The 24,753-nt window shown below is 62.0% G+C and carries 22 protein-coding genes and 1 tRNA gene; 7 read left to right on the forward strand and 16 right to left on the reverse strand.

Annotation, left to right across the window (positions count from 1 at the left end; all coding sequences use genetic code 11):
- The first annotated feature begins 395 nt into the window (after positions 1-395).
- Entirely contained in the window at positions 396-650 is a 255-nt protein-coding gene (locus CIK76_RS11630; RefSeq protein WP_096286620.1) for a hypothetical protein, read from the forward strand.
- Positions 651-893: 243 nt separating this feature from the next.
- On the opposite strand, the gene CIK76_RS11635 is transcribed toward CIK76_RS11630, so the two are convergent.
- The 6 genes from CIK76_RS11635 to cobA form a co-directional block, all read right to left on the reverse strand.
- Positions 894-1,223 (reverse strand): hypothetical protein, encoded by a 330-nt coding sequence (locus CIK76_RS11635; protein WP_096286622.1) that lies wholly within the window; start codon positions 1,221-1,223, stop codon positions 894-896.
- Between the two features lie 246 nt (positions 1,224-1,469).
- A complete protein-coding gene (hutU, locus tag CIK76_RS11640) occupies positions 1,470-3,140 on the reverse strand; it encodes a urocanate hydratase (protein WP_096286624.1) in 1,671 nt (556 codons plus the stop codon).
- 101 nt (positions 3,141-3,241) lie between these two features.
- Positions 3,242-4,030, reverse strand: coding sequence for an IclR family transcriptional regulator (locus CIK76_RS11645; protein ID WP_096286627.1), 789 nt, complete (start codon positions 4,028-4,030; stop codon positions 3,242-3,244).
- 77 nt (positions 4,031-4,107) lie between these two features.
- Positions 4,108-5,022, reverse strand: coding sequence for a carbohydrate kinase (locus tag CIK76_RS11650; protein ID WP_096286629.1), 915 nt, complete (start codon positions 5,020-5,022; stop codon positions 4,108-4,110).
- Positions 5,023-5,267: 245 nt separating this feature from the next.
- On the reverse strand, positions 5,268-6,389 hold the full coding sequence (locus CIK76_RS11655) for a uroporphyrinogen-III synthase (protein WP_096286631.1): 1,122 nt from the start codon (positions 6,387-6,389) through the stop codon (positions 5,268-5,270).
- Positions 6,386-7,399, reverse strand: coding sequence for a uroporphyrinogen-III C-methyltransferase (gene cobA / locus CIK76_RS11660; protein ID WP_096286633.1), 1,014 nt, complete (start codon positions 7,397-7,399; stop codon positions 6,386-6,388). Before cobA ends, CIK76_RS11655 begins: the two co-directional genes overlap by 4 nt.
- A 500-nt stretch (positions 7,400-7,899) precedes the next feature.
- Between cobA and CIK76_RS11665 the strand changes: the two genes are divergently transcribed.
- The gene (locus tag CIK76_RS11665) at positions 7,900-8,622 is read left to right on the forward strand and encodes a CbiX/SirB N-terminal domain-containing protein (protein ID WP_096286635.1); all 723 of its coding nucleotides are present in this window, start codon (positions 7,900-7,902) and stop codon (positions 8,620-8,622) included.
- 56 nt (positions 8,623-8,678) lie between these two features.
- On the forward strand, positions 8,679-9,347 hold the full coding sequence (locus CIK76_RS11670; protein ID WP_096286637.1) for an alpha-ketoglutarate-dependent dioxygenase AlkB: 669 nt from the start codon (positions 8,679-8,681) through the stop codon (positions 9,345-9,347).
- A 4-nt stretch (positions 9,348-9,351) separates the two neighbouring features.
- Here the strand turns inward: CIK76_RS11670 and CIK76_RS11675 are convergent, their stop codons facing one another.
- A complete protein-coding gene (locus tag CIK76_RS11675; protein ID WP_176484188.1) occupies positions 9,352-10,296 on the reverse strand; it encodes an endonuclease/exonuclease/phosphatase family protein in 945 nt (314 codons plus the stop codon).
- Between the two features lie 170 nt (positions 10,297-10,466).
- Between CIK76_RS11675 and CIK76_RS11680 the strand changes: the two genes are divergently transcribed.
- Complete coding sequence (locus CIK76_RS11680) at positions 10,467-11,711, forward strand: MFS transporter (RefSeq protein WP_096286641.1); 1,245 nt, start codon at positions 10,467-10,469, stop codon at positions 11,709-11,711.
- 67 nt (positions 11,712-11,778) lie between these two features.
- Here the strand turns inward: CIK76_RS11680 and CIK76_RS11685 are convergent, their stop codons facing one another.
- Positions 11,779-12,213, reverse strand: coding sequence for a VOC family protein (locus CIK76_RS11685; protein ID WP_096286644.1), 435 nt, complete (start codon positions 12,211-12,213; stop codon positions 11,779-11,781).
- A gap of 193 nt (positions 12,214-12,406) precedes the next feature.
- Between CIK76_RS11685 and CIK76_RS11690 the strand changes: the two genes are divergently transcribed.
- Positions 12,407-12,479, forward strand: a tRNA-Ala gene (locus CIK76_RS11690).
- Between the two features lie 98 nt (positions 12,480-12,577).
- Here CIK76_RS11690 and CIK76_RS11695 read toward each other — a convergent pair.
- The 3 genes from CIK76_RS11695 to CIK76_RS11705 all read right to left on the reverse strand — a co-directional run bounded on the left by CIK76_RS11695 (position 12,578) and on the right by CIK76_RS11705 (position 14,792).
- On the reverse strand, positions 12,578-13,177 hold the full coding sequence (locus CIK76_RS11695; protein WP_096286646.1) for an NADPH-dependent FMN reductase: 600 nt from the start codon (positions 13,175-13,177) through the stop codon (positions 12,578-12,580).
- A gap of 138 nt (positions 13,178-13,315) precedes the next feature.
- Positions 13,316-13,582 carry a hypothetical protein gene (locus tag CIK76_RS11700; protein ID WP_096286648.1) on the reverse strand — a complete coding sequence of 89 codons (267 nt, stop codon included), beginning with the start codon at positions 13,580-13,582 and terminating at the stop codon, positions 13,316-13,318.
- 13 nt (positions 13,583-13,595) lie between these two features.
- Positions 13,596-14,792 carry a S8 family serine peptidase gene (locus CIK76_RS11705; protein WP_096286650.1) on the reverse strand — a complete coding sequence of 399 codons (1,197 nt, stop codon included), beginning with the start codon at positions 14,790-14,792 and terminating at the stop codon, positions 13,596-13,598.
- Positions 14,793-15,472: 680 nt separating this feature from the next.
- Here CIK76_RS11705 and CIK76_RS11710 point away from each other — a divergent pair.
- Together CIK76_RS11710 and CIK76_RS11715 are read left to right on the forward strand one after the other, a co-directional pair.
- Positions 15,473-17,251, forward strand: coding sequence for a BCCT family transporter (locus CIK76_RS11710; RefSeq protein ID WP_343252130.1), 1,779 nt, complete (start codon positions 15,473-15,475; stop codon positions 17,249-17,251).
- A 201-nt stretch (positions 17,252-17,452) separates the two neighbouring features.
- Positions 17,453-18,667 carry an FAD-dependent oxidoreductase gene (locus CIK76_RS11715; protein ID WP_096286654.1) on the forward strand — a complete coding sequence of 405 codons (1,215 nt, stop codon included), beginning with the start codon at positions 17,453-17,455 and terminating at the stop codon, positions 18,665-18,667.
- Here the strand turns inward: CIK76_RS11715 and CIK76_RS11720 are convergent.
- The 5 genes from CIK76_RS11720 to CIK76_RS11740 all read right to left on the reverse strand — a co-directional run bounded on the left by CIK76_RS11720 (position 18,640) and on the right by CIK76_RS11740 (position 24,742).
- The gene (locus CIK76_RS11720; RefSeq protein ID WP_096286656.1) at positions 18,640-19,068 is read right to left on the reverse strand and encodes a cupin domain-containing protein; all 429 of its coding nucleotides are present in this window, start codon (positions 19,066-19,068) and stop codon (positions 18,640-18,642) included. The genes CIK76_RS11715 and CIK76_RS11720 overlap by 28 nt on opposite strands.
- A 21-nt stretch (positions 19,069-19,089) precedes the next feature.
- Positions 19,090-19,911: an IclR family transcriptional regulator gene (locus tag CIK76_RS11725; protein ID WP_096286658.1), complete on the reverse strand. Its 822-nt coding sequence runs from the start codon at positions 19,909-19,911 to the stop codon at positions 19,090-19,092.
- A gap of 55 nt (positions 19,912-19,966) precedes the next feature.
- Positions 19,967-21,310: an MFS transporter gene (locus CIK76_RS11730; RefSeq protein WP_096286660.1), complete on the reverse strand. Its 1,344-nt coding sequence runs from the start codon at positions 21,308-21,310 to the stop codon at positions 19,967-19,969.
- A gap of 184 nt (positions 21,311-21,494) precedes the next feature.
- Complete coding sequence (locus CIK76_RS11735; RefSeq protein ID WP_096286662.1) at positions 21,495-22,751, reverse strand: aminopeptidase P family protein; 1,257 nt, start codon at positions 22,749-22,751, stop codon at positions 21,495-21,497.
- A gap of 299 nt (positions 22,752-23,050) precedes the next feature.
- Complete coding sequence (locus CIK76_RS11740) at positions 23,051-24,742, reverse strand: BCCT family transporter (protein WP_096286783.1); 1,692 nt, start codon at positions 24,740-24,742, stop codon at positions 23,051-23,053.
- Positions 24,743-24,753 lie beyond the last annotated feature (11 nt).

Genomic DNA, 24,753 nt, shown 5'->3' on the forward strand with positions numbered 1-24,753 from the left:
TCATGAAATACCCGGGCTAGAGCAAGACGCAAATGACGACAGATTTGACGCCGGTTAAAACGCCTCCGGTTGCTGAAGGATCTGTGTGAACCCTCGTTGGAACGTCTTTTCGGGAGTATCGTGGTAAGTAGTAGCCGTGATCGGATGGCATGGCTACCCGGCCATTTAATGGTCGAAAATTGACCCGGAAGGGACCAACCTATGGGAGTTCAAAACAACGACGGTGACTAGGTCATCGACGTCATCGACGTAATTCGCGAGTCTCAATGTGAATTAACGTTATTCACGTCGAGGCCTTTTCGCTTCGCAGGCGGAGCCTTTCTTGCTGCACCGCCAACCCAATGGAAGATAGCCGATTCTAAGCCGGGAATACCGGTAAGAACAGGAGAGACGCCATGTCGACAATTCACGGAGCGTCCAGACCGCACAGCACACATTTGGGTTTGGGACTAGCCGCGGGCGGTGCCCTGCTTGCAGCCATGTTCCTAGCCATCATATTTTGGGTTCCCATGGGACTCATTCCCAGCATGAATCCCATGTGGATCGTCGTCGCATGGGGCGCCATGCTCATGTGCTGGGGTGTTTTCCGGTTGATCGCCGGGCCCAGCAGCCTAGACCATTTTAATGGCGGTACCAGCGCAGGCTCTTAGCCTCAGAGAGAGTGCTTTCTGCCGAAGGGCGGAGCACGAACTCACAGCTTAGAAAAACGAAGCCACTGTGCCACTTGAATTCGAAGTGGCACAGTGGCTTCGTAAAAGCTACAAAAGTGATACCTGCAGATATTGCGTCGCCGACGCGTCAGCTTCGGTTACTAGATCTCAATACCGGGATCTGCCCGTTTCCGGCATCAGTAGTCGACGAGGCCCTAATCAGTAGCAAGTACCACTTCGGTTCTAATTTCCGAACTGGTTGTCTTCTCCACCTTCGCTGCCGAAATCATTGCCACGATTGGCTGATTCCGTTGAGCCAAACTGATTTTCTTCGTCGTCGTCTCCACCGTAGGATCCCTGGCTGGAGTCCTGGTCGCTACCGCTACCGTAGGATTGCTGTCCACCACCGCTGCCGAAATCACTGCCATCGTTGGCGCTGTTTTCGGAATCTGGCTGGCGTTCGTCGTTGCCACCGCTATTCTCATAGCCACCCCGAGAGCCGAAGTCGCTGGTCCCCTCGGATTCGTTGTTGTCGAAGTTCCCGAACTGCTCACTTGAATCGTGCTCGGACATGATGTCCTCCTTGATCGTGTTGATCGTGGTTCCTGACTAGTTCCACGCTATGGACCCCTATCCGAAGTACGCAAGGTATGTGCAAGTTCTAACTGTGAAATGCTATGTAACGTTCAGGTAACGCTCACACTTGTTTCGAATTCCTCAACGGCGAGGCAAACTTCCGGTGAACAACTGACAGCCACGGGGACCTTCCTGCACTAGCGCTGAAGATCCCCGTGGCTCTCGAAATGAAAATGTATATTTCTATTTGTGGTTCATCGGAATGCGTACGCCGCGTTCGGCGGCAACCTCGATGGCGCGGTCATAGCCAGCATCAACATGGCGGATGACCCCCATGCCAGGGTCGTTGGTAAGCAGGGCCTCTAGCTTTGCGGCGGCCATTTCCGTGCCGTCGGCTAGGGACACCTGGCCTGCGTGGATCGAGCGGCCCATGCCCACGCCACCGCCGTGATGGATCGAAACCCACGAAGCACCGGAGCTCGTCGCGGTCAGGGCATTGAGCAGCGGCCAATCGGCGACGGCATCCGTACCATCGGCCATGGCTTCGGTCTCCCGGTATGGCGATGCCACCGAACCCGAGTCCAGATGATCGCGTCCAATGACGATCGGCGCAGAGACTTTCCCGTCGGCAACCAGCTGGTTGAATAGCAAGCCCGCCTTGTGGCGTTCCCCGTAGCCCAGCCAGCAGATGCGTGCAGGCAGGCCTTCGAATTCGACACGTTCCGCCGCGGCATCCAGCCAACGGTGCAGGTGTACGTTTTCTGGAAACAGCTCCTTGAGCGCTTGGTCAGTCACGCGAATATCCTCCGGATCGCCGGAGAGCGCAACCCAACGGAATGGGCCCAGACCCTCGCAGAACAACGGACGGATGTAAGCCGGAACGAAGCCAGGGAATTCGAAAGCACGCTCGTACCCGCCCTTGCGTGCTTCATCGCGGATGGAATTACCGTAGTCGAAGACCTCGACGCCGAGGTCCTGGAACTCGACCATCGCCTCAACCTGCTTGGCCATCGCTGCTTGGGCCTTGAGGGTGAAATCGGCTGCGTCTGCGGCCGCGGCGGGGGCCCACTGGTCCAGCGTGTATTCCACCGGCAGGTAGCTCAGCGGATCATGGGCACTGGTCTGATCGGTGACGACGTCAATCGAGATCTCGCCTGCCTTCTGGCGCCGCAAGAGCTCCGGGAAAACTTCCGCCGCATTGCCGACGAAACCTACGGAGTGTCCGCGGCCTTCGGCCTTAGCCGCTGCTACCTTGGCTAGAGCCTTGTCGAGGTCCAGCTCCACCTCATCCAGGTAGCGCTTTGAAACGCGTCGGCGCAGACGCGACTCGTCCACATCCACAATCAGGCAGGCCCCCTCGTTCAAGGTCACCGCCAATGGCTGGGCACCACCCATACCGCCGCAACCGCCGGTGAGGGTCAGCGTGTTTGCCAGCGTACCGTTGAAGCGTTTCGCGCCGATAGCTGCGAAAGTTTCATAGGTGCCCTGCAAAATGCCTTGAGTGCCGATGTAGATCCACGAGCCGGCGGTCATCTGGCCATACATCATCAGGCCTTCGGCTTCGAGCTTGCGGAAGTGCTCCCAATTTGCCCAGTCTCCCACCAGATTCGAGTTGGCGATGAGCACACGAGGTGCCCACTTGTTGGTGCGGAAGACACCGACGGGCTTGCCCGACTGGACCAGCAAGGTCTCGTTTTCTTCCAGGTCCTTCAGAGTCTCGACAATTGCATCGAATGCTTCCCAAGAGCGTGCCGCCTTGCCGGTTCCTCCGTAGACGACGAGGTCTTCGGGGCGCTCGGCAACTTCTGGGTCGAGGTTATTCATCAGCATGCGCAGCGGGGCTTCGGTTGCCCAGGACTTGGCGTTCAGCTGGGTCCCGCGCGGGGCGCGGACGACTCGTGGTTCATGATTCATGATTGGCTCCTTTGGCAGCAGCGGAAGTAACTTTCTATCTTCCATCATTGGCCAAAGCAGGCAAGGAGGGTACGCCCTAGCACAGGGTCATGTCCGGAATTTCAGACTGGGCGTACCGGAGCGAGGCGTCGCCCATGCACCCGGCTGGTCAGCTGCCCTGCGGTTTGCCGAATCTGTTCGAGCAACGGTTCCCAACGTTCCTCGGGGACCCGATCACCGAGGAACGTCACCGCAACCGCGGCTACCGGCCAACCATTCGCATCCTGTATTTCGACGGCAAGGGAATGGAAGTCCGCGGTGACATCCCCGCGTTCTACGGCGAACCCGCGTTTTGTTGTCTGGTCCAGCTCGCGGCGTAGCTGCTGATAGGAATTAATCCCGCTATCTTGCGCGCGATTGCTGAAACTTGAGGTGCCCGGGTACAGCGCACGAACCTGTGACTTCGGCAGGGCAGCCAGAATCGCGCGGCCCGAGGCGGTCAAATGCGAAGGCAGGCGCACCCCGACGTCGGTGACCAGCGAGGGGCGGCCCTTGGCGCGTTCCTCTACGATATAGAGCACGTCAGGCCCGTGGAGCACGGCCAGATGGGCGCTTTCGCCTACCTTGTCCACGAGTTGCGCAATCAGCGGTGCTCCGAACCTAGCCAGAGGTTCTTGCCTGGTGTAGGCACTGGAGAGCTCGAAGGACGATACCCCCAAACCGTAGGCTTTCTCCTCGGGGTAATGGGCGATGAAACCTTGTTCGAGCATCACATTCAGCAGCTGGTACACACTGGATCTGGGCAGCTCCAGCAGCTTGGCGATCATCGCCGCCGGGGTCGGCGACTTTCGGCTTGCGAGTAAACGCAAGACGCGGAGCGTATTTTCCGCTGCCGGAACCTTGCTGCCCATCAATGACCCCTTAGTCGAAAAACGCCTACCTGCTAGGGAACTCTAGCAAGACTCTGAGCAAAGGAGCGTTTTCTTCCCTAGGAAATTTGGTCTTGAAAAGACTCGTTGAGCTGTTCGAGCCTTGGCGGGTGGGCCCCGGAAACCAGTACTGTCAGCTCCGAACAACGAGTCGCCTGAGTCAGCGCAGACTCCAATTCCTTCTGGTCCAAGGCTTCGCCCTTTGTGATGAGCGCCTGCGCCAACGAACTATTGAGCAGCCCATGAAGCAGGCCGGACATGAATGCGTCGCCAGCACCGATGGAGTCCACGACCTTCACCGCACGGGAATGGACGAGTACCTCGGTGTTCTTCGTGCGGGCGGTTGCGCCGCGTGCCCCGAAGGTCATCACGGCAAGCTTGGCGCCGCGTTCCAGAATATGATCCAGGATGCGTTGGCAGTCCCAACCGGGGTAGAGCCACAAGGCATCGTCATCGCTGAGCTTGACCACATGGGAGAGGCTCATCAGTTTTTCTACCTGCTTCAGCGCCGCGGCACGCTTGGGAATCAGTTGCGGACGCAGATTCGGGTCATAGCTGCGCAATTGCGTTGCCGGAGAGCCTTGGAATGCTTCCAATACTTTCTCGCATCCCGGTGCCAGCCATCCAGCGATGGAGCCTGCATGCAGGAGTTGCGCCTCGGAGCTTGGGACGCCGCCCGGAAGTTCCCAGGACAAGTCGAATTCGTAGCTCGCGTCGCCCACTCCGTCGACGGAAACCGTGGCGGAGTTCGTGGACTGCTGCGCGAAGCTGCCGGCCGCGAGCGCTACACCGGAATTTTCGAGGTGCGCGGCGATCAACTTGCCGTACGCGTCTTCGCCTAGCTCTGTATGCAAGTTGACTTGATGGCCTAAGCGTCCTAGGCCCACCGCGACATTCATCGGGGAGCCACCTGGATGAGCCACGTCATCAACGATATCGGCTAGAGCTTCGCCAACCACCTGTATCTGTGCCATGACTCGATACTACGGAAATTCACCTAAATAGCCATTTCCGGGGCGTGGGTTCGGCGCTTATTGCGCGGAACCTCACAAATGCGTGTCGAGACCGTGGAAAATCGGTGAGCTTATTCGCGCTGAGCTATCAGGAACCACCGCTATCGGTGAGTCGCCTTCGGCCCTCGTTCCCCTGAACCGGCGGGGGCAGGAGGCCCCGGCCTGCCGAATCCTGAACGTTCCCGGGATTCAGCCGGCCGGAGGACTCAATAGCGCGCGGCCTCGACATTCAGCCGGTAGCCGCGCTTGATGACGGTGGTGATCAGGTCCGGGTGCGGGAGCGTGCGCCGCAGCCGGCTGAGCGTCATGTCCAGCGCGTGCTTCGAGGACACCGTGGGCAGCACGGCGCCGAGTTCGTCGCGCGAGACGACCGATCCTCCGGCCTCCAGCAGGCAGCGCAGGATCTCGGTCTGGGCCGGGGTGAGTTCGCAGCGCTCATCGTTCAGGCTCAACGTGCGCCCGCGCAGTTCGCATTCCCCGAAAACCGTCGGCGCGCTGAGTGTGCCCAGCGCGCCCAGATGCTCGACCAGCTGCAGAATCATCGCGCCCATGCGGTGGCGTTCGGGAACCAACGCGCCGTGCACACCGGAGGACTGCAGCGGGGCCGCCGTCACCGGGCCCACCGTTGCCACCGCAATGCGTTCGTTCAACGAGCGGATCAGCGCCTGGTAGCGATTGCGCGTGCGGGCCGCGGCGAACAGCGCATGCACGCTGGGCGCGCTGGTGAAGGTGATGGCGTCGAAATGCGCGGCGCAGATCCCCTCGACCAGCAGCGAAAGGTGCTGGTCGGAGCTGGTGTCCAGCCAGCGGTACGGCTCGACCTTCAGTACCCGCGACGCACCCAGATCCCGCAGCGACTGGGCGAGCCCATGGTCGCTGTCCGCATGCAGCTGCACCGCCACGGTTTGCCCCGCGATCGAATGCCCCAGCAGCGGAAGCAGCCCGGCGGTGGTGCCGTCCTGGGCGACACCGGCGGCGTGGAATCCCAGGGCGCGCACCGCACCGTGGGCCTTCGCACCGCGCACGTAGAGCTTCGCGGCCTTCATCGACTGGCACAACTGGTGGCCGAGCCCTGCGGCCTCGGCCGAATCGAACCAGCGCCGCAGCCCATAGGCGGTGGAGATGATCACCGCCTCCGGGCGCAACTCGATCAGCTTCCTGGTCTGCTCCACGAGCAGTGCCTCGTCGTCCAGCGGTGCGAGCTTCAGCAACGGTGCGTGGGTGACCTCGGCGCCGCGGCGTTCGAGAGCTTCGATGAGTTCGGCCGACCGCCGGTCGCTGGTCACCGCGATCCTGAAACCGGACAGTGGCAGATCCAGCGCGCTCATGCGCTGGCCCCAAAATTTGCCATTTCCTCGGCCAGCAGCCGCTGCGGCAGGGCCGCCACCTCGCCGATGACGATCACCGCAGGATTCGCGCACCCGCGCGCCCGGGAGGTCGCCGTCAAGGTGGCCAGCGTTGCAAAGGTGGTGCGTTGCTCGCCGGTGGTCCCGGATTCGACGATTGCACAGGGCATGGTGGCCGCCATGCCCTGGCGCAGCAGGCCGGAAGCGGTGCTTTCCAGGGTGCCCATGCCCATCAGGATGATGATGGTGCCGCCCAGCCCGGTGAGCTGCTCCAACTGCTGGCTTTCCAGCGGGTCGTGGCCCGAAATGACGGAGAACACCCGGTTCACGCCGCGTGCCGTGACCGGAATGCCGGCGGCCGCGGGAACCGTAATGCAGGAACTGAGTCCGGGAACCACGCTGATGGCAATGCCTGACTTGGAGGCGGCGGCCATCTCTTCGAATCCGCGGCCGAACACAAACGGGTCTCCGCCTTTGAGCCGAACCACATTTGAACCGGCCTTGGCGGCGGTCAGCATCTGCTCTTCGATCTGGGACTGGCTGACCTTGTGGTGGCCGGGCTGCTTGCCGACATCCACGATCACCGCCTGCGGGGCGAGCTTCCGCACGAGATCGCCGGGGCCCAACCGGTCAACGAAGACCATGTCGGCGTCGGCTAAGACGCTGACCGCTCGCACGGTCAGCAGATCGAGCGCGCCGGGGCCACCGCCGACCAAGGTGATCTGGCCGGAGCCGGAGACCGGTTGGCGCGTCAAGACCGGCAATCCCCGTCGCTGGGCCGCTTCGCGCAGCGGCTGGAGCCGCTGGGGAAAGGCATCGCAGATGACCAGCAGGTTCGCGGTTTCGAGCGCTACGAGTCCGCTTTCCGGGTTATCCGCGGAAATTACCTGCGCCCCCTGCGCGATGAAATGCTCCGCTGCCCCGCGTGCGCCCCTTCGCTCTCCGGCGAGCAGCAGCGTGCAACCCTTGATCTCGAACGCTGTGCCGTTCATCGGACAGACCCCGCAGCGCGTTCGCAAGCCATGCGGTCGGCGCGGAATAAGCCTGCTTGTCCAACAAAAACCTTTTTCCCGCTCACCGCTTCGTTGACGCGGTGAGCGGGCAAACAGTCGCCGGCAGTGAGGGTCGTTTGATCTTTTGAACGGTTTGACATGGGAAGTCAGCTCCACTTGTTTCTCGATGGCTCGATGCTGACAACACTATCGAGGAACCTTTGCCCCGAAATTTCCCATTTGTTTCCATAGGAATAATTCATACATAAACTCGACGAGACTTATGGGGGCGTTTGTGCACCGCCGCGCAATGAAGCCTGGCCGCGGCCAATGCCGGTGAAACGAGATTTACCTGGGCGCAACAGAACCGTGCGATCGGCCGTAACACGCGCTTCGTAGACTGCAATCACCGGCTCGTGGCAACGAGCCTCGAAAATATAGAGGGGAAGAGGCATGGGCCTACGCATTGCCCGCGTCATGCCGGAGCCCGGTGGGACCGCATGAGCAGGGGAGCAACAACCGCACCGCAAACCGAGTCCCTGGTGGCCGTCTCGCACGGCACCAGCGATCCGGCGGGCCAACGGGCCATCAATTTACTGGTGGAGGAAATCCGCCGGGCAGCCGAAGTGGCCGTGCACCAGTCATTCGTCGACGTCCAAGAGCCCCGGGCAAGTACGCTGCTCCGCGGGTTGTCGGACGAAGAGCCGCACGCGGTCCTCGTGCCGTTGCTGCTTTCGCGGGGTGTGCACGTGGATCAAGATCTCACCGAGGCGGCGGCGCTGCGGACCGATACCCGCATCGCACCGGCCCTCGGCCCGCACCCGTCGCTCGCTCTGGTTATCGAGCACCGGCTCGTGCAGGCCGGATGGCGGCGCGGAGAACCGGTCATCCTCGCCGGCGCCGGGACGCGGCTGGCCCAGGGCGTGCACGACTGCCAGCAGGTTGCCAACCTGCTGGCCGGCCTGCTGGGGGTGCAGGTCACCGCCGCCTTCGTGGCCGCGGCGAGCCCTTCGCTGGGCGAAGCGGTCGCCGCGGCCCGGGCGGCGAACCCGCAACACCGAGTGGTCGTGGCCAGCTACCTGTTGGCGCCAGGCTACTTTCAGTCCCTGGTCGAGCGCTGCGGCGCAGATCTGGTCAGCGACCCGTTGCTTGCCCCGGAGGCTGAGGTGCCCGCAGAATTGGTGAATCTCGTGCTGGAACGATTCACCGCGGCGCAAGCTTAGACCGACGCCAACCTTCCGCACTTGCCCGGCAAGGACCAAAACGGCACAGTGGAAGCATGCAGTCGCTTTTCGATGACGGCGCCTTCGAGCGTCGGCCCCACACGGTGCGCGCGGGCGCGGTCCATCTGCCCGGCTGGCTAACCCGCGAGCAGCAGGAATGGATGACCGAACGCTTCCTGGAGTGGGGCAATGGACCGGTCCCGCCGCATTCCACGCTGGTCAATGGCCACCCGATGAAGGTCAAGACGGTATGCCTGGGCTGGCATTGGGGAAACTACACCTACACGCGCACCGCCGAAGACCTCAACGGCCAGCGGGTGCCGCCGATGCCTGATTGGCTGGTGGGACTGGGCCGACGCGCGGTGCTGGAAGCGACCGCGGACGGAGCAAAGGCCGCGGGCTACAACCCCGATGTGGCGATCATCAATTACTATCCGCCGGGCTCGACCATGGGCATGCACCAAGACGCCGAAGAGAAAATCAACGCACCGATCGTCTCGCTGTCCATCGGCGAGAGCGCGAACTTCCGCTTGGGCAACAACGAGACACGCACCAAGCCCTACCAGGATGTGCGCCTGGCTTCCGGGGACCTGTTCGTCTTCGAAGGGCCCGCCCGGTGGGCCTTCCATGCGGTGACGAAGATCCATCCGGGCACGGCTCCGGCCGGCTGGCCGCTGTGCGGCGGCCGGATCAACATCACGCTGCGTGAAACTGGGATGGGCTAAGTAGCTATTCGGAGGCCAGATCGAGGGTGGCAATGACCGCCCGATGATCGGAGTCTCCCACCGCCAAGGTGTCCGAGGAGCCGGTATCGAGGCCGCGAACCAGCACGTGATCGATGCCCAGCACGGGCAGCGGACGATTCGGCCAGGTCATCCCGAAACCCCAGTGCTCATGCGGCACCTTGTCGAGCTGATCCGAGACCGGCGCGAAATGGCGGTCCGCATTCGTCGCATTAAAATCGCCCAGGGCAATAATCTTCGCGCTTCGGTCGGCGGCGAGCATGCTTCCCAGATTGCTTAGCATCAGGTCGCGTTCGGAATGTTCCAGGGGCCGGGCCGAAGCCACATGGACGGCGTACACCGTCACGTCCCCGGCAGCGGTTTGAACGCGCAGTTTCACCGCTCGGGACCAACCCAATCCAAGGTCCAATGGCTCTTCTGCGAGGATCGGGTACTTGCTGTAGACCCCCACGGTTCCCACGGTGTACTGGTGCGGGTGGGTTTCTTCCAGCAGTGCACCGACTTCCTGGGCCTGGCCTTCACCCAGTTCCTGCAGGCTTATCAGATCTGCGCCCGTGGCTAGCAGGCCCTGTGCGGAACTGTGCGCCCCGTCTTCGTGCACATTCTGCGTGGCGACAATAAATTTGGCGGCCGGTTCGGGGGCATTCGCCGGCAGGAACGCCGCGCCAAAGATCCACGACCAGGCCACCAACGGAAGCAGAAGCACCAGAAACGAGATGCGGCCACGCGCCGCCAGCGCCCAGCAGAACAACAAGGGCACGCCGAGGCCTAGCCAGGGCGCCAAATTGTCCAGAAAAAGTCCGAGCCCGCCGCGTTCGGGGAAACTGCGGTGGGCAACTAGCACTATGGTCAGTGCCAAAGACAAAAGAACTATCAATAACCGGGCGGCCATCCGGCCGGCGGTGAGGCGTTTATGAGCTGCATGGGACATGAGAATTCCACAGTGCCACATGTTCCTCGCCCAGCCGTGGATTGAGCTTGGAATACCCGCGCCGCGTTCCGTGTTGGGTACCCGAGAGGTATTGTCATTACGATTGATACGGGCGCCAACGTAGCCGTGCCATGAACACACCCGAATCGCAGCAAAGTAAGAGGCCCCCAATGAACCGTTTAGCGCCCCCGCGGTATTTAGAAGGCAGGACACTGCTCTTCGCGATTATTGCCCTAGGCATGGGTGGCTTCGGCATCGGTGTGACCGAGTTCGCCATGATGGGCCTGCTCCAGGAAGGCGCCGAGGACTTGAACGTCACGAATTCCCAGATGGGGCTCGTGATCAGCACCTACGCGATCGGCGTGGTTGTCGGTGCGCCGCTGTTGACCGCGGTCGCCGCAAAAATCCCGAAAAAGCGTGCGGTGCAGCTACTGATCCTGCTCTTTGCCGTGGCAAATCTTTCCTCATTCTTCGCTCCGGATTACGGAACCATGCTGTTCACCCGGTTCCTTTCCGGACTGCCGCACGGGGCCTACTTCGGGTTGGCAGGTGTGCTGGCAGGTAATTTGGTGCCCGGCAGCATGCGTGGGCGAGCCATCGCGTGGGTAATGCTGGGCCTGTCGGTGGCAAACGTCGGCGGTGTCCCCTTGGTGACCTTGCTGGGCCAGGAAGTCGGATGGCGTTCGATGTTCCTTGTGGTCACCGCGGTGGGGCTGCTCACCTTTGCCTTGATCACTATTTTCGTCCCGCTGCGCAGGGCCGAAGCGGGAGCAAGTATGCGCCGCGAACTTTCGGCGCTTAAAAGCCTGCAAGTCTGGTTGGCCATGGCAACCGGCATCGTAGGCTTCGGTGGGTTCTTCGCGGTCTACTCCTATATTTCTCCAACCCTCACCGACGAAACCGGGCTGGATATTGTGCTGGTTCCACTGGCCCTGGCGCTCTACGGGGTGGGCATGGTGGTCGGCTCGTTGATCGGAGGACGGCTGGCCGACTGGTCGGTGTTCGGAGCGATCAAGCTGGCCAGTGTGCTCATGGTTATCAGCATGCTGGTGTTTGCCGCCGTTGCCTCGTGGGTGATCCCAACACTCATCATGGTGTTCGTCCTGGGCAGCGTCGGTTCGCTGCTGATCCCGAGCCTGCAGACGCTGCTGATGGATTCGGCCCCACATGCGCAGTCGTTGGCCGCGTCGCTGAACCACTCGGCGCTCAACGTGGCCAATGCCCTCGGCGCTGCGCTCGGCGCGATCGTGATCAGCGCGGGCCTGGGCTACCGTGCGCCGTCGGTGGTCGGAGCCGGACTTGCGGCCCTGGGCTTGCTGATCGCGTGGATTACCCAGCTCCGAGCCCAGAAGCTTGGCCTGGTTATCGGCGCCGCAGCGGCTCTCGAACGGGTAGACGCACCGGAACAACGCTAAACGTCGAATGCTGACGAGTGCGGGGCGTGGATCCAATGGATCCATGCCCCGCACTCAGCTGTACTGGTCAGCCCTCTTGGCTTCCTACGGCGCCGATATTGAACATCCAACACACCCCGAACTTGTCGGTCAGCATTCCGAACGAGTCACCCCACGGGGCCTTGGCCAGAGGTTCATCGATGCGCGAACCCTCGGAAAGTTTCTCCCACCAGGCGGTGAGCTTCGCTTCGTCTGCTGGGTCGGTGGCATCGTTGCTCAGGGCAATGGTGCCGTTTCCGGTCACATTCATTTCCGGCAGGGCATCGGAACCCATCAGGTGCAGTCCTCGATCGACGAATAAGGAAGAGTGCATGATCAGGTCGGCGGTGGCGGGATTGCCGTCATCCATTCCTTCTTTGAATGTCATGGCGGAGTATTCTCCGCCGAAAACGGAGTGGTAGTACTCCATTGCCTCGCGGGCGACGCCGCCAAATTGCAGATAAGGGGTCATAGCAACGGACATTGGGAAGTGACCTTTCGCCGAAGTTCGTAGGACGGATCCGTCCACGAGGCACATTCTTCCACCGGAATTCGAGGATGGGAAGAGCGGCTGTGATTAGCCTCTCGGATTCCCGATTGGTATTTATCTGCAGGCTCCGGTAGAGTTATATCTCGGTTCGGAGGTCCAAAAGATCGTAAGAACTAAACCTTCATCTGGGGGTATGGCGCAGTTGGTAGCGCGTCTGCATGGCATGCAGAAGGTCAGGGGTTCGAATCCCCTTACCTCCACAGATTAAAATCCCGGTATCACTTGCAAAAAGTGATACCGGGATTTTTTCGCTTAAGCTTCTGCGGCCCTTTGCCGAATTCCGGGACGCGCCGGGCGTCTAGCCGTGCTGCGGGCTCGGGTCGCCGATATGGCCCTCGGCGCTGGCATCCAGCACGCGGGCGACAAAAGCTGCATACTCACCCATGTAGTGCTTCAGGAAGTCGGCCGTCGAATGATTGAGCACATTGCCCTCGGCGTCGAAGTCTTCCTGATTGAACGCCAGATAGACCTCGGGGGAGTTCAGCTGCGGGGAGTCGAGGAAGCTGAGCACGCCGCGCATCGAGGACTGCATCACCGCGGTGCCGATGGCACCCATTGAGGCTCCGACAAGTCCGCTGGGCTTGCGGGCGAACGAGTTGGTGCCCCATGGCCGTGAACCCCAATCGATCGCATTTTTCAGCGCACCGGGAATCGAGCGATTGTATTCGGGGGAGATGAACAACAACCCGTCCGAAGCTTCGATGGCCCGTTTGAGTTCGGTACCGACGGAAGGGTAATCCTCGTCGTAATCGTAGCTGTAGAGCGGCAGATCCTTGATCGGGATTTCGGTGAATTTCAGATTTTCCGGGGCCAGTTTGATCAGGGCCTTGGACAACGTGCGGTTGATGGAATTCGTGGCTAGCGAACCGACAAAATAGCCGATGCTGTACTGTCTCATGTCCCCAGTTCACCACCGTCGCCGGCATCCGTCTAGAGATTTTCGAAGAAGAAATTCGCCGGGCATCATTTCCTTGCGGCGCAATAGAATGACGCACGCCGAGAGCCTGCGTCATTCTATTGCGCCTCAGGTCAGCGACTACTGCAGGGGATCTTTCGGATTGGGCAGCCGATAAACTTTTTCATCATCCACCGACTGCACGCCTTCGACTTGCTGCAGCTGGGCACGCAGTTCCTCGTTGCCGTGACCGATCACCTGGCCCAGTGTGCCAAGTACCTTGTTGATCCGCAGCCCGGAGGCTTCCAGCGAACTGACCACCTGATCGATCCGAGCGGTATAGGTCGCCGTCACGGTCACGACATAGGTGTGCGAGGAGGCTACCCGATCATCGGATGATTCGCTCATGATCTCCGCGCCCCTAAGCTTCGGCCGGTGGCGGAGCTTGGGTGAGGCCTGATCCAACATCCACGGAGAACAGCTCCAACCGCTGGGCTTCCTGCACGAGCTCCGCCCACAACTCCCGCGCCCGGAAGCCGGTGGCCTCGGCAAGCAACGCCGCGATGCCGGCCACATGCGGGGTAGCCATGGAGGTGCCGCTGATGGTGTTGTACCGTTCGGCCCCCGGCCACGAGGAATAGACCGCTACCCCCGGACCGCAAATATCCACCTGGCCGCCACGGCCCGGCAGCGTGCGAGCGGAGAAGTCGGCTATGTCCAGCGTGTTATCCAGCGCGCCGACCGCCATTACGTAGGGGCTGTTGGCCGGTGCGCCGACGAACCCTGCGTTCCCCTGCGAGCGTTGGGCGTTATTGCCCGCCGCGGCGATGATCAGCGAACCGAGTTCCAGCGCCCGGCGTCCGGCGGTCACATAGGGCGGGTGCACCTGCGGCACATCGGCCCCCAACGACATGGAGATCACCTGGCATTCATTTTCCAAGGCCCAGTCGATACCGGCCAGGATGGTTGCGTCAGACCCGGAGCCGTCGGCGCCAAGCACCTTGCCCGCGTAGATATCCGCCCCGGAGGCCACGCCGTAGCCGCGTCCGTCAGCCAGGGTGCGCGGCCCGCAGGAGGAACCGATGCAATGGGTGCCATGTCCGTGGCCATCTTGGGCGTCCTCACCCTCGACGAAGGACTTGGACACCACCGTGCGTCCGGCAAAGTCGGGGTGGGCCAAATCAAAGCCGGTGTCCAGCACCGCCACCTTGACGCCGGCGCCGGTGAATTTGGAGTCGACCGCGGCTACCGCCTGCAGGCCCCAGGTCGCTTGGTCGGTGTCGTTGAAAGAATCGGAGGGCTGCGCGGCGGGCTCTGCCGACAAGGCGTAATAGACCATCTCGGGGACCACGCGGGTTGGCATCCTCCGGCTGGCGCAACGTGCCTGGAACTCGTCGAGATGCTCGGCGGCGCTGCTGACCACGGCAATGCCCAGCCGCGGGAAGTATTCGGTCAAGCCGTAGCCTTCGGACTCGAGAATCTGCGGGACATCCTCGGAAAGCGCGCGGAGTCCAACGCTTGCGCTCTCGGTTTGTTCGGCCGAATCGAAGACCAGCACGTAGCGACCAGGAATAGGGGTAGCGCTGGAACGGAGAAAGGGAACCTCTGGGGTGAACATGGTCGACTCCTTCAGAACAAGTCAGCTTCCAGCTCCGCGCCGCTAGGTGAATTCATCCGCTGCCGAAGCTGTGGGTACTTAGCACTGTACAGCTCTTGGTGTGCGCGTCACCACGATTTGGCATGAAACTTTTCGGCCTGCGCACTGCGGGGTTAAAAGTGCCAGAAGATCCAGTGGATTGCGCTCTGATATCGGTCGAGTCGGAGATGAATGAATATTTCGCCCAGAATCGTGCCGCACAGAAGAGATGAATTTTCTCTCAATTACTTGACGTCTGGATTTGCGGATCAAGCGCCGGGAATCCGTGGAAATCTGCGGCTACGGCAGCGCGGGTTCTTCGCTAAATTTGTTTTTAGTCTCGACAAACGCACTAGTCAAGGTCGAATCAATGGTCAACCGAACGAGATTTCGAATATTTTTCGCCTGTGCGTGTCACGCAGAGCAAAGCTGATGCACAAGGCGCCGAACCCACAGGGATAATGGGACTAATTTTCCCGGTTCCACTTGTATCTTAGTCCGCGACGCATAAGGGTGTTAAACCATAGGGCAATACTCGCAGCAAAGGACAACTTACGATGACGCGAAATATAGACGAGGTCGAACCTCCCGAGAATCCGGATGGACTCGGGGTGGACGAGACTGTTTCGGACTCACCGCATACCGCGCCGATTCCGGTGCATATGCACATTGCCGAAAACGACACCGACGAACAGATCACCGCTAAGCTCCGCCGCCAAGGCGTGCGTTTGGGCAAGGGCGGAATCGCGCCAGCGGTCTTCTGGCCGTCATTGATCGTGATCGTGGCCGTGGCGCTTTTCGCCATTTTCCTGCCCAACGCGGCGGATACGGTGTTCAAAGGGGTCCAGAACTGGATCGTGACGAACCTGGGTTGGTACTACATGCTGATCGTCGGCGGCTTCGTGGCCCTGGTGATCGTGATCGGCTTCTCCAAGCTCGGGCGGATCACGCTGGGCAATGACGGGGAGAAACCGGAATTCGGCTTGTTCAGCTGGTTCGCGATGCTCTTCGCCGCCGGCATGGGCATCGGCCTGGTGTTCTACGGCGTCGGTGAACCGCTGATCTATGCCACGGTTGACCCGAAGCCCGGATGGGAAGGCACCGAAGCGGAGCTGGCAGGCCTTGCCATGGCGCAGACCTTCATCCACTGGGGCCTGCACCCGTGGGCCATCTACGCCGTGATCGGCCTGGCCCTGGCCTACGCAATCCACCGCCGCGGCCGTCCGGTCTCCATTCGCTGGGCGCTGGAGCCGATCCTTGGCGATCGCGTCAAGGGCTGGTTGGGCGACGTGATCGACGTGCTGGCCATCTTCGGCACGGTCTTCGGCGTGGCTACCTCGCTGGGCCTTGGCGTGCAGCAGATCAGCTCGGGCATGGAGGCCATCGGCCTGGTCGACTCGGTGGACAACACGCTGCTGGTCATCCTCATCGTCATCATCACCTTCCTGGCCACCATGAGCGTGGTCAGTGGCCTGGGCGCCGGCATTAAGTGGCTCTCGAATATCAACCTGTCCATGGCGGGCCTGCTGATGATCAGCGTGCTGCTGCTGGGACCAACCTTGTTCCTGTTCCAGAACTTCGTGCAGTCCATCGGCGTGTATCTGGCCAACTTGATGAACATGACCTTCGACGTAGGAGCATTCCAGCAGGGCGAAGCAGCGCAAACCTGGTTCTCCAGCTGGACTGTCTTCTACTGGGGCTGGTGGATCGCTTGGGCGCCGTTCGTCGGCATCTTCATCGCCCGCATCTCGCGCGGGCGCACCGTGCGCCAGTTCATCACCGGCGTGCTGCTGGTACCGACCATCGTCGGGTTCCTCTGGTTCTCGGTGATGGGCGGCTCGGGAATATTCCGCCAGTTCTTCGGCGCCGGGGATATGGTCCAGGACGGTGCGGTTTCCGCCGAGGGGTCACTGTTCCAGATCCTCGGGGACCTGCCGCTGGGATCGATCCTCTCGGTAGTGGCGATCATCCTGGTCGCGATCTTCTTCATTACCTCCTCGGACTCCGGCTCGCTCGTCGTGGATATGCTCGCCTCCGGCGGACACCCGAATCCACCGACCTGGTCCAGAGTTCTCTGGGCCGTGCTCGAAGGCGTGCTGGCCGCTGCACTGCTGATGGCCGGCGGACTTCAAACGCTCCAGGCGGGCTCGCTGGCCACGGCGCTGCCGTTCAGCGTTATCCTGATCCTGATGGCGGTGGCCACGCTCAAGGGCCTGCGCCACGAGAGCAAGGCCCTGGAAGTCATCGAGGCGAAGCTTCGGCTCGAAAAGGTCACCGAACATGTCTCCGACGAGCTGTGGGGCGCCCTGGATGACCAGCCGGAACTGCGCCGTTACGTCGATGACCGCATCGACTATCGGGTGACGCGCTCGCGCGGCGTTTTCGGCCGACGCGATGAAGGTAGCGGAAAGGCCCAGCATAAAAGGGGAACCGAGCAGTAGCAACGCCTTTCGGTAGGCTTTGAACGTCGGCTGGCGAGCCGACCGCATCTTGCGGTCGGTTCGCCAGCTTTTTCGTTACCGGTAGCTGAACGGCGCAAACCTTGCCAAGCGGGTCATGGAAGTGTGAGGATCGAAGAGACAAGCACTAATCAACTGCCGGCGGCAACATGCTTGCCGCCGGCAGAAGTTAAGGGGTGTTCGATGAGCCAGGAATCAATCGTCATCGTTGGTGCGGGTCTTGCCGCGGCCAGCGCCGTGAAGGAACTGCGCAGCTTGGGGCACACCGGGGCGATCACCCTGATCGGCGAGGAGCAGGAACTGCCCTATGAGCGGCCGCCCCTGTCCAAGGGCTACCTCCAGGGCCAGGAGAAGCTCGAGGACTTCACGGTTAATACCGCGCAGTGGTATGCGGACAATGAGGTGGAACTGCGGCTCGGGGTGCGGGTCGAGGAAATTGACCGGAAAGCACAGACGCTGGCCCTCGCCGATGGCAGCAGCGTCCCGTACGGCCAATTGGTCTTGGCCACCGGCGCCCGCCCGAACCTCGGCGGCGCCCATCCCTTCGCCGGCCATGACCTGCCCGGCGTGCACGTGCTGCGCACCGTACAGCAGGCGCATGCACTGCGCGAATCGCTGGACGAAGACACCCAGCTGGCGGTGATCGGTTCGGGCTGGATCGGCATGGAGGCCGCCGCGAGCGCCCGGCACCGCGGGGCGCGGGTCACCGTGTACTCCCCGGACGAGGTTCCGCTGGGCAAGGTCTTCGGCGACCGCTTCGGACATCACCTGCTGGAGCTGCATCAGCGCAACGGGGTAGACGTGCGCACAAGCACCCAGGTGGAAGCGATAAAGGAAACCGGCGGACACCTCGAGGTGGTCAGCAGCGCGGGAACCAGCCGCGCCGACGTGGTGCTCCTGGCCATCGGCGCGGTGCCGAATATCGAATTGGCGCAGCAGGCGGGGTTGGAGACCGATCGCGGGGTGATCGTCGATGCCGCGCTGCGCAGCTCGGATCCAAAAATCCTCGCAATCGGAGACATCGCGCAGGCCTTCAACAGCGCACTGCGCCGGCAGCTGCGCGTGGAGCACTGGGATAACGCCATCCGCCAGGGCAAGCTCGCCGCCGCGACCCTGGCCGGGAAGGACGCAAACTACGATTGGGCCCCGTACTTCTTCACCGACCAGTTCGATCTGGGCATGGAGTATGTCGGCTATGCGGCGCCGGAGGACACCACGGTGGTGCGCGGGGACACCGAATCGGGGGAGTTCATCGTCTTCTGGCTCGATGGCGGAAAGCTCACCGCGGCGATGAATGTGAACATCTGGGATGTGAACGAGACCTTGCGCGGATTGCTGGGACGGAGCATCGCCCCGGAGCGGCTCACCGATCAGTCGGTGGAGCTGGGTGAGCTCTGAGCCGCGCCGCGTAGCTGCTCCGCGCGGCGGTGCGACCCGTAGGGCGTGAGGTCGACGCTGCCCGGCGGGCCCCACACCACCAGCACCCGCAGCTCCGCGGGCCCGGTGTTCGTCAGGCCATGCAGCTCGGCGGGCCCGGCGAGCACCGAGTCCCCGGAAGCCAGCTCATAGGTTTTTGTGCCCACGCGCATGCGGCCGGTCCCTTCCAGCACCTGGTAGAACTCGACCAGCTGCTCGCCCTGGTCGTGCCGGTGGAGTCCCTCGAAGCCGCCGGGCGGGATCACCCAGGTTTGAATGGCCACCGGCAACCCGGTGTGCCCGCCGAAATGGTGGTGCAGCAGCATTTCGCTGCCCTCGTGAAGCCGGTAGCCGAAGCCATCGGAGTCGCGTTTTTCCAGCATCTTTCCTCCGTGACGGTAGCGCTAGGCCAGCTGGCGGGTATATCCCATGCGCTGGCTGATTTGGCGTGCCGTGCCTACGCACGCGGTGATCAGTTCGTCCAGGATTTCGGGCGTGATCCGGAAGAACGGTGCCGCGATCAAGACGCTGGCGACCACCTCGCCGCGATGATTGAATATCGGGGCCGCCACACCGACTTCCTCTGGTGAAGTTTCGCCGTAGTTCACCGCGTAGCCCCGGTTTCGTGCGACGCTGATCCGATCAAGGAATTGCTCCGCCGAAAGATCGCCTTGCAGGAGGATGCTGCCGTTCTCCAAGAGCTCCCGGGTGCTATCCGGAGTCTCATAGGCCAGAAACAGCTGAACCGTTGCGCTCAAGGCGGTGTTGTAGCGGCTGCCCATCGCGGAAGTGTGCTTGACCGGCCGCGAGGAGGGGATCTGCTCCACCGACACCGATTCGTGGCCATCCCAGATGTTGAGCACCGCGGTTTCCCGGACGCTCTCAGCGAGTTCCTTCAAGGGCAGATATGCCGTCTGGCGCACGTCGAGATTCGCCAGCAGCGGGCCGGCGATGGCGATCAATCCCAATCCCAGGCGGAATTTCCGGGTGGGCTCGTCGCGTTCCACGATGCGTTCCTGAACCAGTGCGGCAAGAATCCGGGACACGCTGGATTTATGCAGACCCACTTCCGCCGCAATCTCCGTCACGCCAACCAGCTGCCGCTCGACGGTGAAGCAACGCAAAACATCAATCACGTTGACGATCACCGATGCGCCGCGGACTTCGGGAGTCCGCTCGTCGTCGACGTGTGGTGCGCCCGATCCTTCGTTCTCGAATGCAGTCATGATTTCCTCAACCTGTACGTGCGGGTAATTCAGCTAATCCTAGCTGGCCAAAGAGCTAAGCCAGCGGCTTCTTGCTCGTTTCGACGGAGAGCGCCACGGCAATCAGCGAGACCACCGCAGCGCCCATCAGATACCAGCCCGGGGCAAGGACGCTGCCCGAGGAGGCGATGAGCAGAGTTGCGACGAAGGGCGCGGTGCCGCCGAAGAGGGCATTGGAGAGGTTGAAGGAGACGGCGAATCCCGAGTAGCGCACGCGGGTCGGGAACATCTCGGCCAGGAAGCTGGGCAGGGTTCCATCGTTCAGCGTCAGCATGGCGCCGAGCAGGACCTGGACCAGCAGGATCATGGCGAAGTTGCCGGACTCCAGCATCATGAAGGCGGGAACGGTGAACAGCACGAACAGCACCGATGCGGTGATCAGCACCCGGCGTCTGCCGAAGCGGTCCGAGAGCAAGCCGGTGAGGAAGATGAATCCGATGTACGTGGTCAGGGCCACCGTCGTCGCGATATAGGCCGAGGTGCGATCCAAGCCCAGCTCTTCGGACAGGTAGGTGGGCATGTAGCTGAGGATCACGTAGAAGCCCACGGCGTTGAGCAACACCGCTCCGGAGGCCTGGAGAAGCTGGCGCCAATGGTTCCGGAAGAGCGATGACACCGGAGTCTTGGAGGTATTCTCCTCCTTGGAAAGTTCCCGGAAGACGGGGGAGTCCTCGAGCTTGGTGCGGATGTAGCGACCGATGAGGCCCATCGGCGCGGCGAGCAGGAACGGGATGCGCCAGCCCCAGCTCTGCATCTGCGCCGGGTCCAGAAGCCCGGTGAGCAGGGCCGCCATCAGCGAGCCGAGCAGCAGGCCCGCCGCGGTGCTTGCCGGCACCACCGCGGCATACAGGCCGCGGCGATTGGCTGGCGCGTATTCGACCAGGAACGCCGAGGCCCCGGCGTACTCCCCGGAGGCGGAGAAGCCTTGCACCAGGCGAAGAGCGAGCAGCAGCAAAGGTGCGCCGATGCCGATGCTGGCGTAGCCCGGCAGCAGCGCGATGGCGAAGGTCGCTCCGGACATCAGCAGGATCGACCAGCTCAGTGCCTCGCGGCGCCCCACGCGGTCACCGATGTGGCCCCAGACGAAGCCGCCCAGCGGGCGGACCAAAAATGAGATCGCGAACAGCCCGAAGGTCAGCAGCAATGCCGTTTGGGGAGCCGATTCGGGGAAGAATACCGCGGCAATGGTCACGGCGAGATATCCGTAGGCCGCGTAGTCGAACCACTCCACGAAATTTCCGATGAAGCTGGCGGCGACCACCTTGCGGCGGGTCTGCGGGTCGACGGAAGCCGATGCCGGGCCGTTATCGGCCGAGAGTGCGGCTGCTGCGCCCGGTGGGTTGTTGTTGCTCTGGATCATGGGAGATGCCTCTGCATGGGGGCGGCGCCGGCCGCTTGGCCGCGATGCCGCGGGGATATCAGGTGGTGTCGGAACGCCGTTCGGAGCCCGATACTTGGCGCAGCGCCCGTGCATGCTGCGCATCAGATGGTTAAAGCAGCCGCGGGGCGGGGTTCGGGCCCCGCCCCGCGGTTATCGCTTGCCCTTAGGCATCGATGATGTTGTTCTCCGGACCGAAGCCGAACTTGGTGATGTTCTCGACGCCACCGTCCTCGCCGATGACCAGGATGTCGTGCTCGCGGTAGCCTCCGGCGCCCGGCTCGCCGTCCATGACGGTGAGCATCGGTTCCATCGAGACGACCATGCCCGGCTCGAGCACTGTGTCGATGTCCTCGCGCAGTTCCAGGCCGGCTTCGCGGCCGTAGTAGTGCGAGAGCACGCCGAAGGAGTGGCCGTAGCCGAAGGTGCGGTTGGGCAGCAGGCCGTGGGAAATGTAGATCTCGTTCAGTTCCGCGGCGATGTCCTTGCAGACCGCGCCGGGCTTGATGAGCTCCAGTCCGCGCTTGTGCACCTCGACGTTGACGTTCCACAATTCCAGGCTGCGGGCATCCGGCTCGCCGAGGAACAGGGTGCGCTCCAGCGCGGTGTAGTAGCCGGAGGTCATCGGGAAGCAGTTCAGCGAGAGGATGTCCCCGCGCTCAAGCTTGCGGGTGGTGGCCCAGTTGTGGGCGCCGTCGGTGTTGATCCCGGACTGGAACCAGACCCAGGTATCGCGCACCTCGCGGTGCGGGAAGGTCTTGGCGATCTCGTGCACCATCGCTTCGGTGCCGATCAAAGCTACTTCGTATTCGCTGATTCCTTCGCGGATGGCTGCCTTGATGGCTTCGCCGCCCAGATCGCCGATGCGCGCGCCGTGCTTGATGACTTCGATTTCCTCTGCGGACTTGATCATGCGCTGGCGCATGGCATCCTGCGAGACATCCACCAGCGCGGCACCACTGAAGCTGTCGGCGATCTGCTGGCGGGTCAACCCCGGCAGGGCGTCGTCCTCCACGCCGATCCGGGTCGCCTTCACACCGTCGCGCTTCAGCGCTTCCTGCAGGCCGTAGAAGAAGTTGTCGCGCTTCCAGTCGGTGTACACGATGTTCTCGCCGTAGCTGGTGCGCCATGGCATGCCGGCATCGATGTTCGCGGTCACCGTGGTGGAGTTCTTCGCGGTCACCACGAGCGCGTAGTTGCGGCCGAAGGTGGTGTACAGGAAGTCCGAGTAGTACTTGATGCCGTGGTAGCTGGTCAGGATGACCGCGTCCAGGGACTTGGCCGCCATGATCTGGCGCAGTCCGGCCAGGCGGCGTTCGAACTCGGCATCCGAGAAGGTCAGCTGCTGCTTGGCTCCGTTGTGCAGGGTCTTCAGTCGCGCCAGCTCGGAAACGTTGGTGGCGGTGTTTGCGGTGGTGGTCATGGTTTTGGCTCCTTGTAAGAAATGAAGTGTCAAGGTAGGCCGGCCCAATCAGATGGATTGCGAGGATTCATGGGAATCGCCGGTGAAGAGTTTACGAGTTGCAATGAACGCAACGTCGTTGCAAGAAGACTATGTGTGCTGCGGATCACTGTCAAGAAGTATTTTGGAAACCCTGCAGGCCCAAGTAAAAGAATCGGTGTGACTTGGAATGATCAATGCTTTCAGCGGAATGGATGAAGGCCGTGAGGCTCATTGTTTCGAGCTTCACGGCCTTCCTGGATGTACGGGTTTGCGCAGAACTAGCCCTGCTCGCCGTCCTTCGGCGCCTTCTTGCGGATGGCACCCTCCCCGTCTGGATCCGGGACGAAGACCAGGCTTGGATCCGGATTATTGATGTCCTTCTCCAGCTGCCTGATCGCCTTGTCTCGTTTGAGCAGCCGGCGGATCAGGTTGATGATCATCAAGATGATCACGAAGGAGAAGGGGAAGGCGCCGACGATCGTTCCGGTTTGCACGGTATCGACCACCGCGGTTCCACCCATGGTCAGCAGCACGGTCGTCACCGTAGCAACGGAGAGCACCAAGACGACACGGAACACCGGGCCGGACTTGTGCGGAGCCGAAACGAACTCACTCAGCGCATAAATCCCGGAGTCCAGCGAGGTGACGTAGTAGGTGGCAACCAGCACGGTGGCTACGACCAGCAGGACGGTTCCGATGACCGGTACCGAATCGAGCATCGCAAACAGGCCCGAGGAGGTATCGGCGGCCACGGCGTCGCTGATGCCGCGGTTGGACTGGTCGTCGTAGTAGATGGCGGCCGAACCGAGGATGGCTACCCAGACCATGACGATCAGCGATGGAATGATGGTCACGCCGAGAACGAATTCGCGAATGGTTCGTCCGCGCGAGATCCTGGCGATGAAGCCGGCCACAAATGGCGAGAATGCGATGACCCAGCACCAGATGAAGACCGTCCACCAGCCGTTCCAGCTGTCCTTCCAGCTCTCCAAGGTGGTGGCAGCCAACCCCGAATCGGTCCAGAGGCTCATAGTCGCGAAGTTCGTGAAGAAGCTGCCAAAGGTCTGGGACATATTTGAGATGATGAACAGCGATGGGCCGAAGACCAGTACCGCGGCGATCAAGGCGATGCTCAGAATTGAATTGAGCCCGCTGATCCGGGCCATGCCCTTGTTGATTCCGACGATGGCGGAGATCGAGGTGATGCCCGCGAAGACCAGGATGACCATCAGCCACATCATTGGGGTGGCGTTCAATCCGGTGAATGAGGTGAGGCCGGAGGAGAATTGCATGGCCGCAAAGCCGAAGGAGGTGGCCAGGCCGAGAACCGTCGCGATAATAGCCAGCAGCTCGATGACGACGCCCGCCCCGCGGCGCGACCAGCGCGGCAGGATATCAACCGTCGCCTCGCGGAAGGTGAGCGTCTTGCCCAGATTGTGGTGCGAATAGGCCAGGCAGACCGCGACGGCGCAGTACATGGCCCAGGCCGTCAGCCCCCAGTGGAAGTAGGTCCAGACGATGGCCCCCTCCTGGGCGCCATTCGGGCCGGATGGGATGACCGGATTCTCCTCGCGCAGCATGATCGGTTCGGCAACCGACCAGAAGATCAGCCCGATGCCCTGCCCGCAGGCGAAGAGCATCGAGTACCAGGCGAACTTGCTGTGCTGCGGTTTCGCCAGCGGCCCGCCAAGGCGGATCTTGCCCACGCGGCTCATCGACAGCCAGATGCAGACCACCACGGTGAACACGGAGTACAAGATGAACAGCCAGGTGAATTTCCCGGTCACGAAGGTGCGCATTTCGGAAATTGCGGCGGAGGCGGATGCCGGGTTGCCGAGCACCCAGATGATCACCGCAAGGATCAGCACCGGAGGGATTACGCGGATCAGCAATCGATCGATGGGCGGAATGTGCCGGCCCATGAATCGCGGAACCTCTACCTGTTGGCTTTCCCGGTCTCCTTGGCGCATGGCCTTGCCTG

This window comes from Glutamicibacter sp. BW80, from assembly GCF_002332385.1.
GTDB lineage: Bacteria > Actinomycetota > Actinomycetes > Actinomycetales > Micrococcaceae > Glutamicibacter.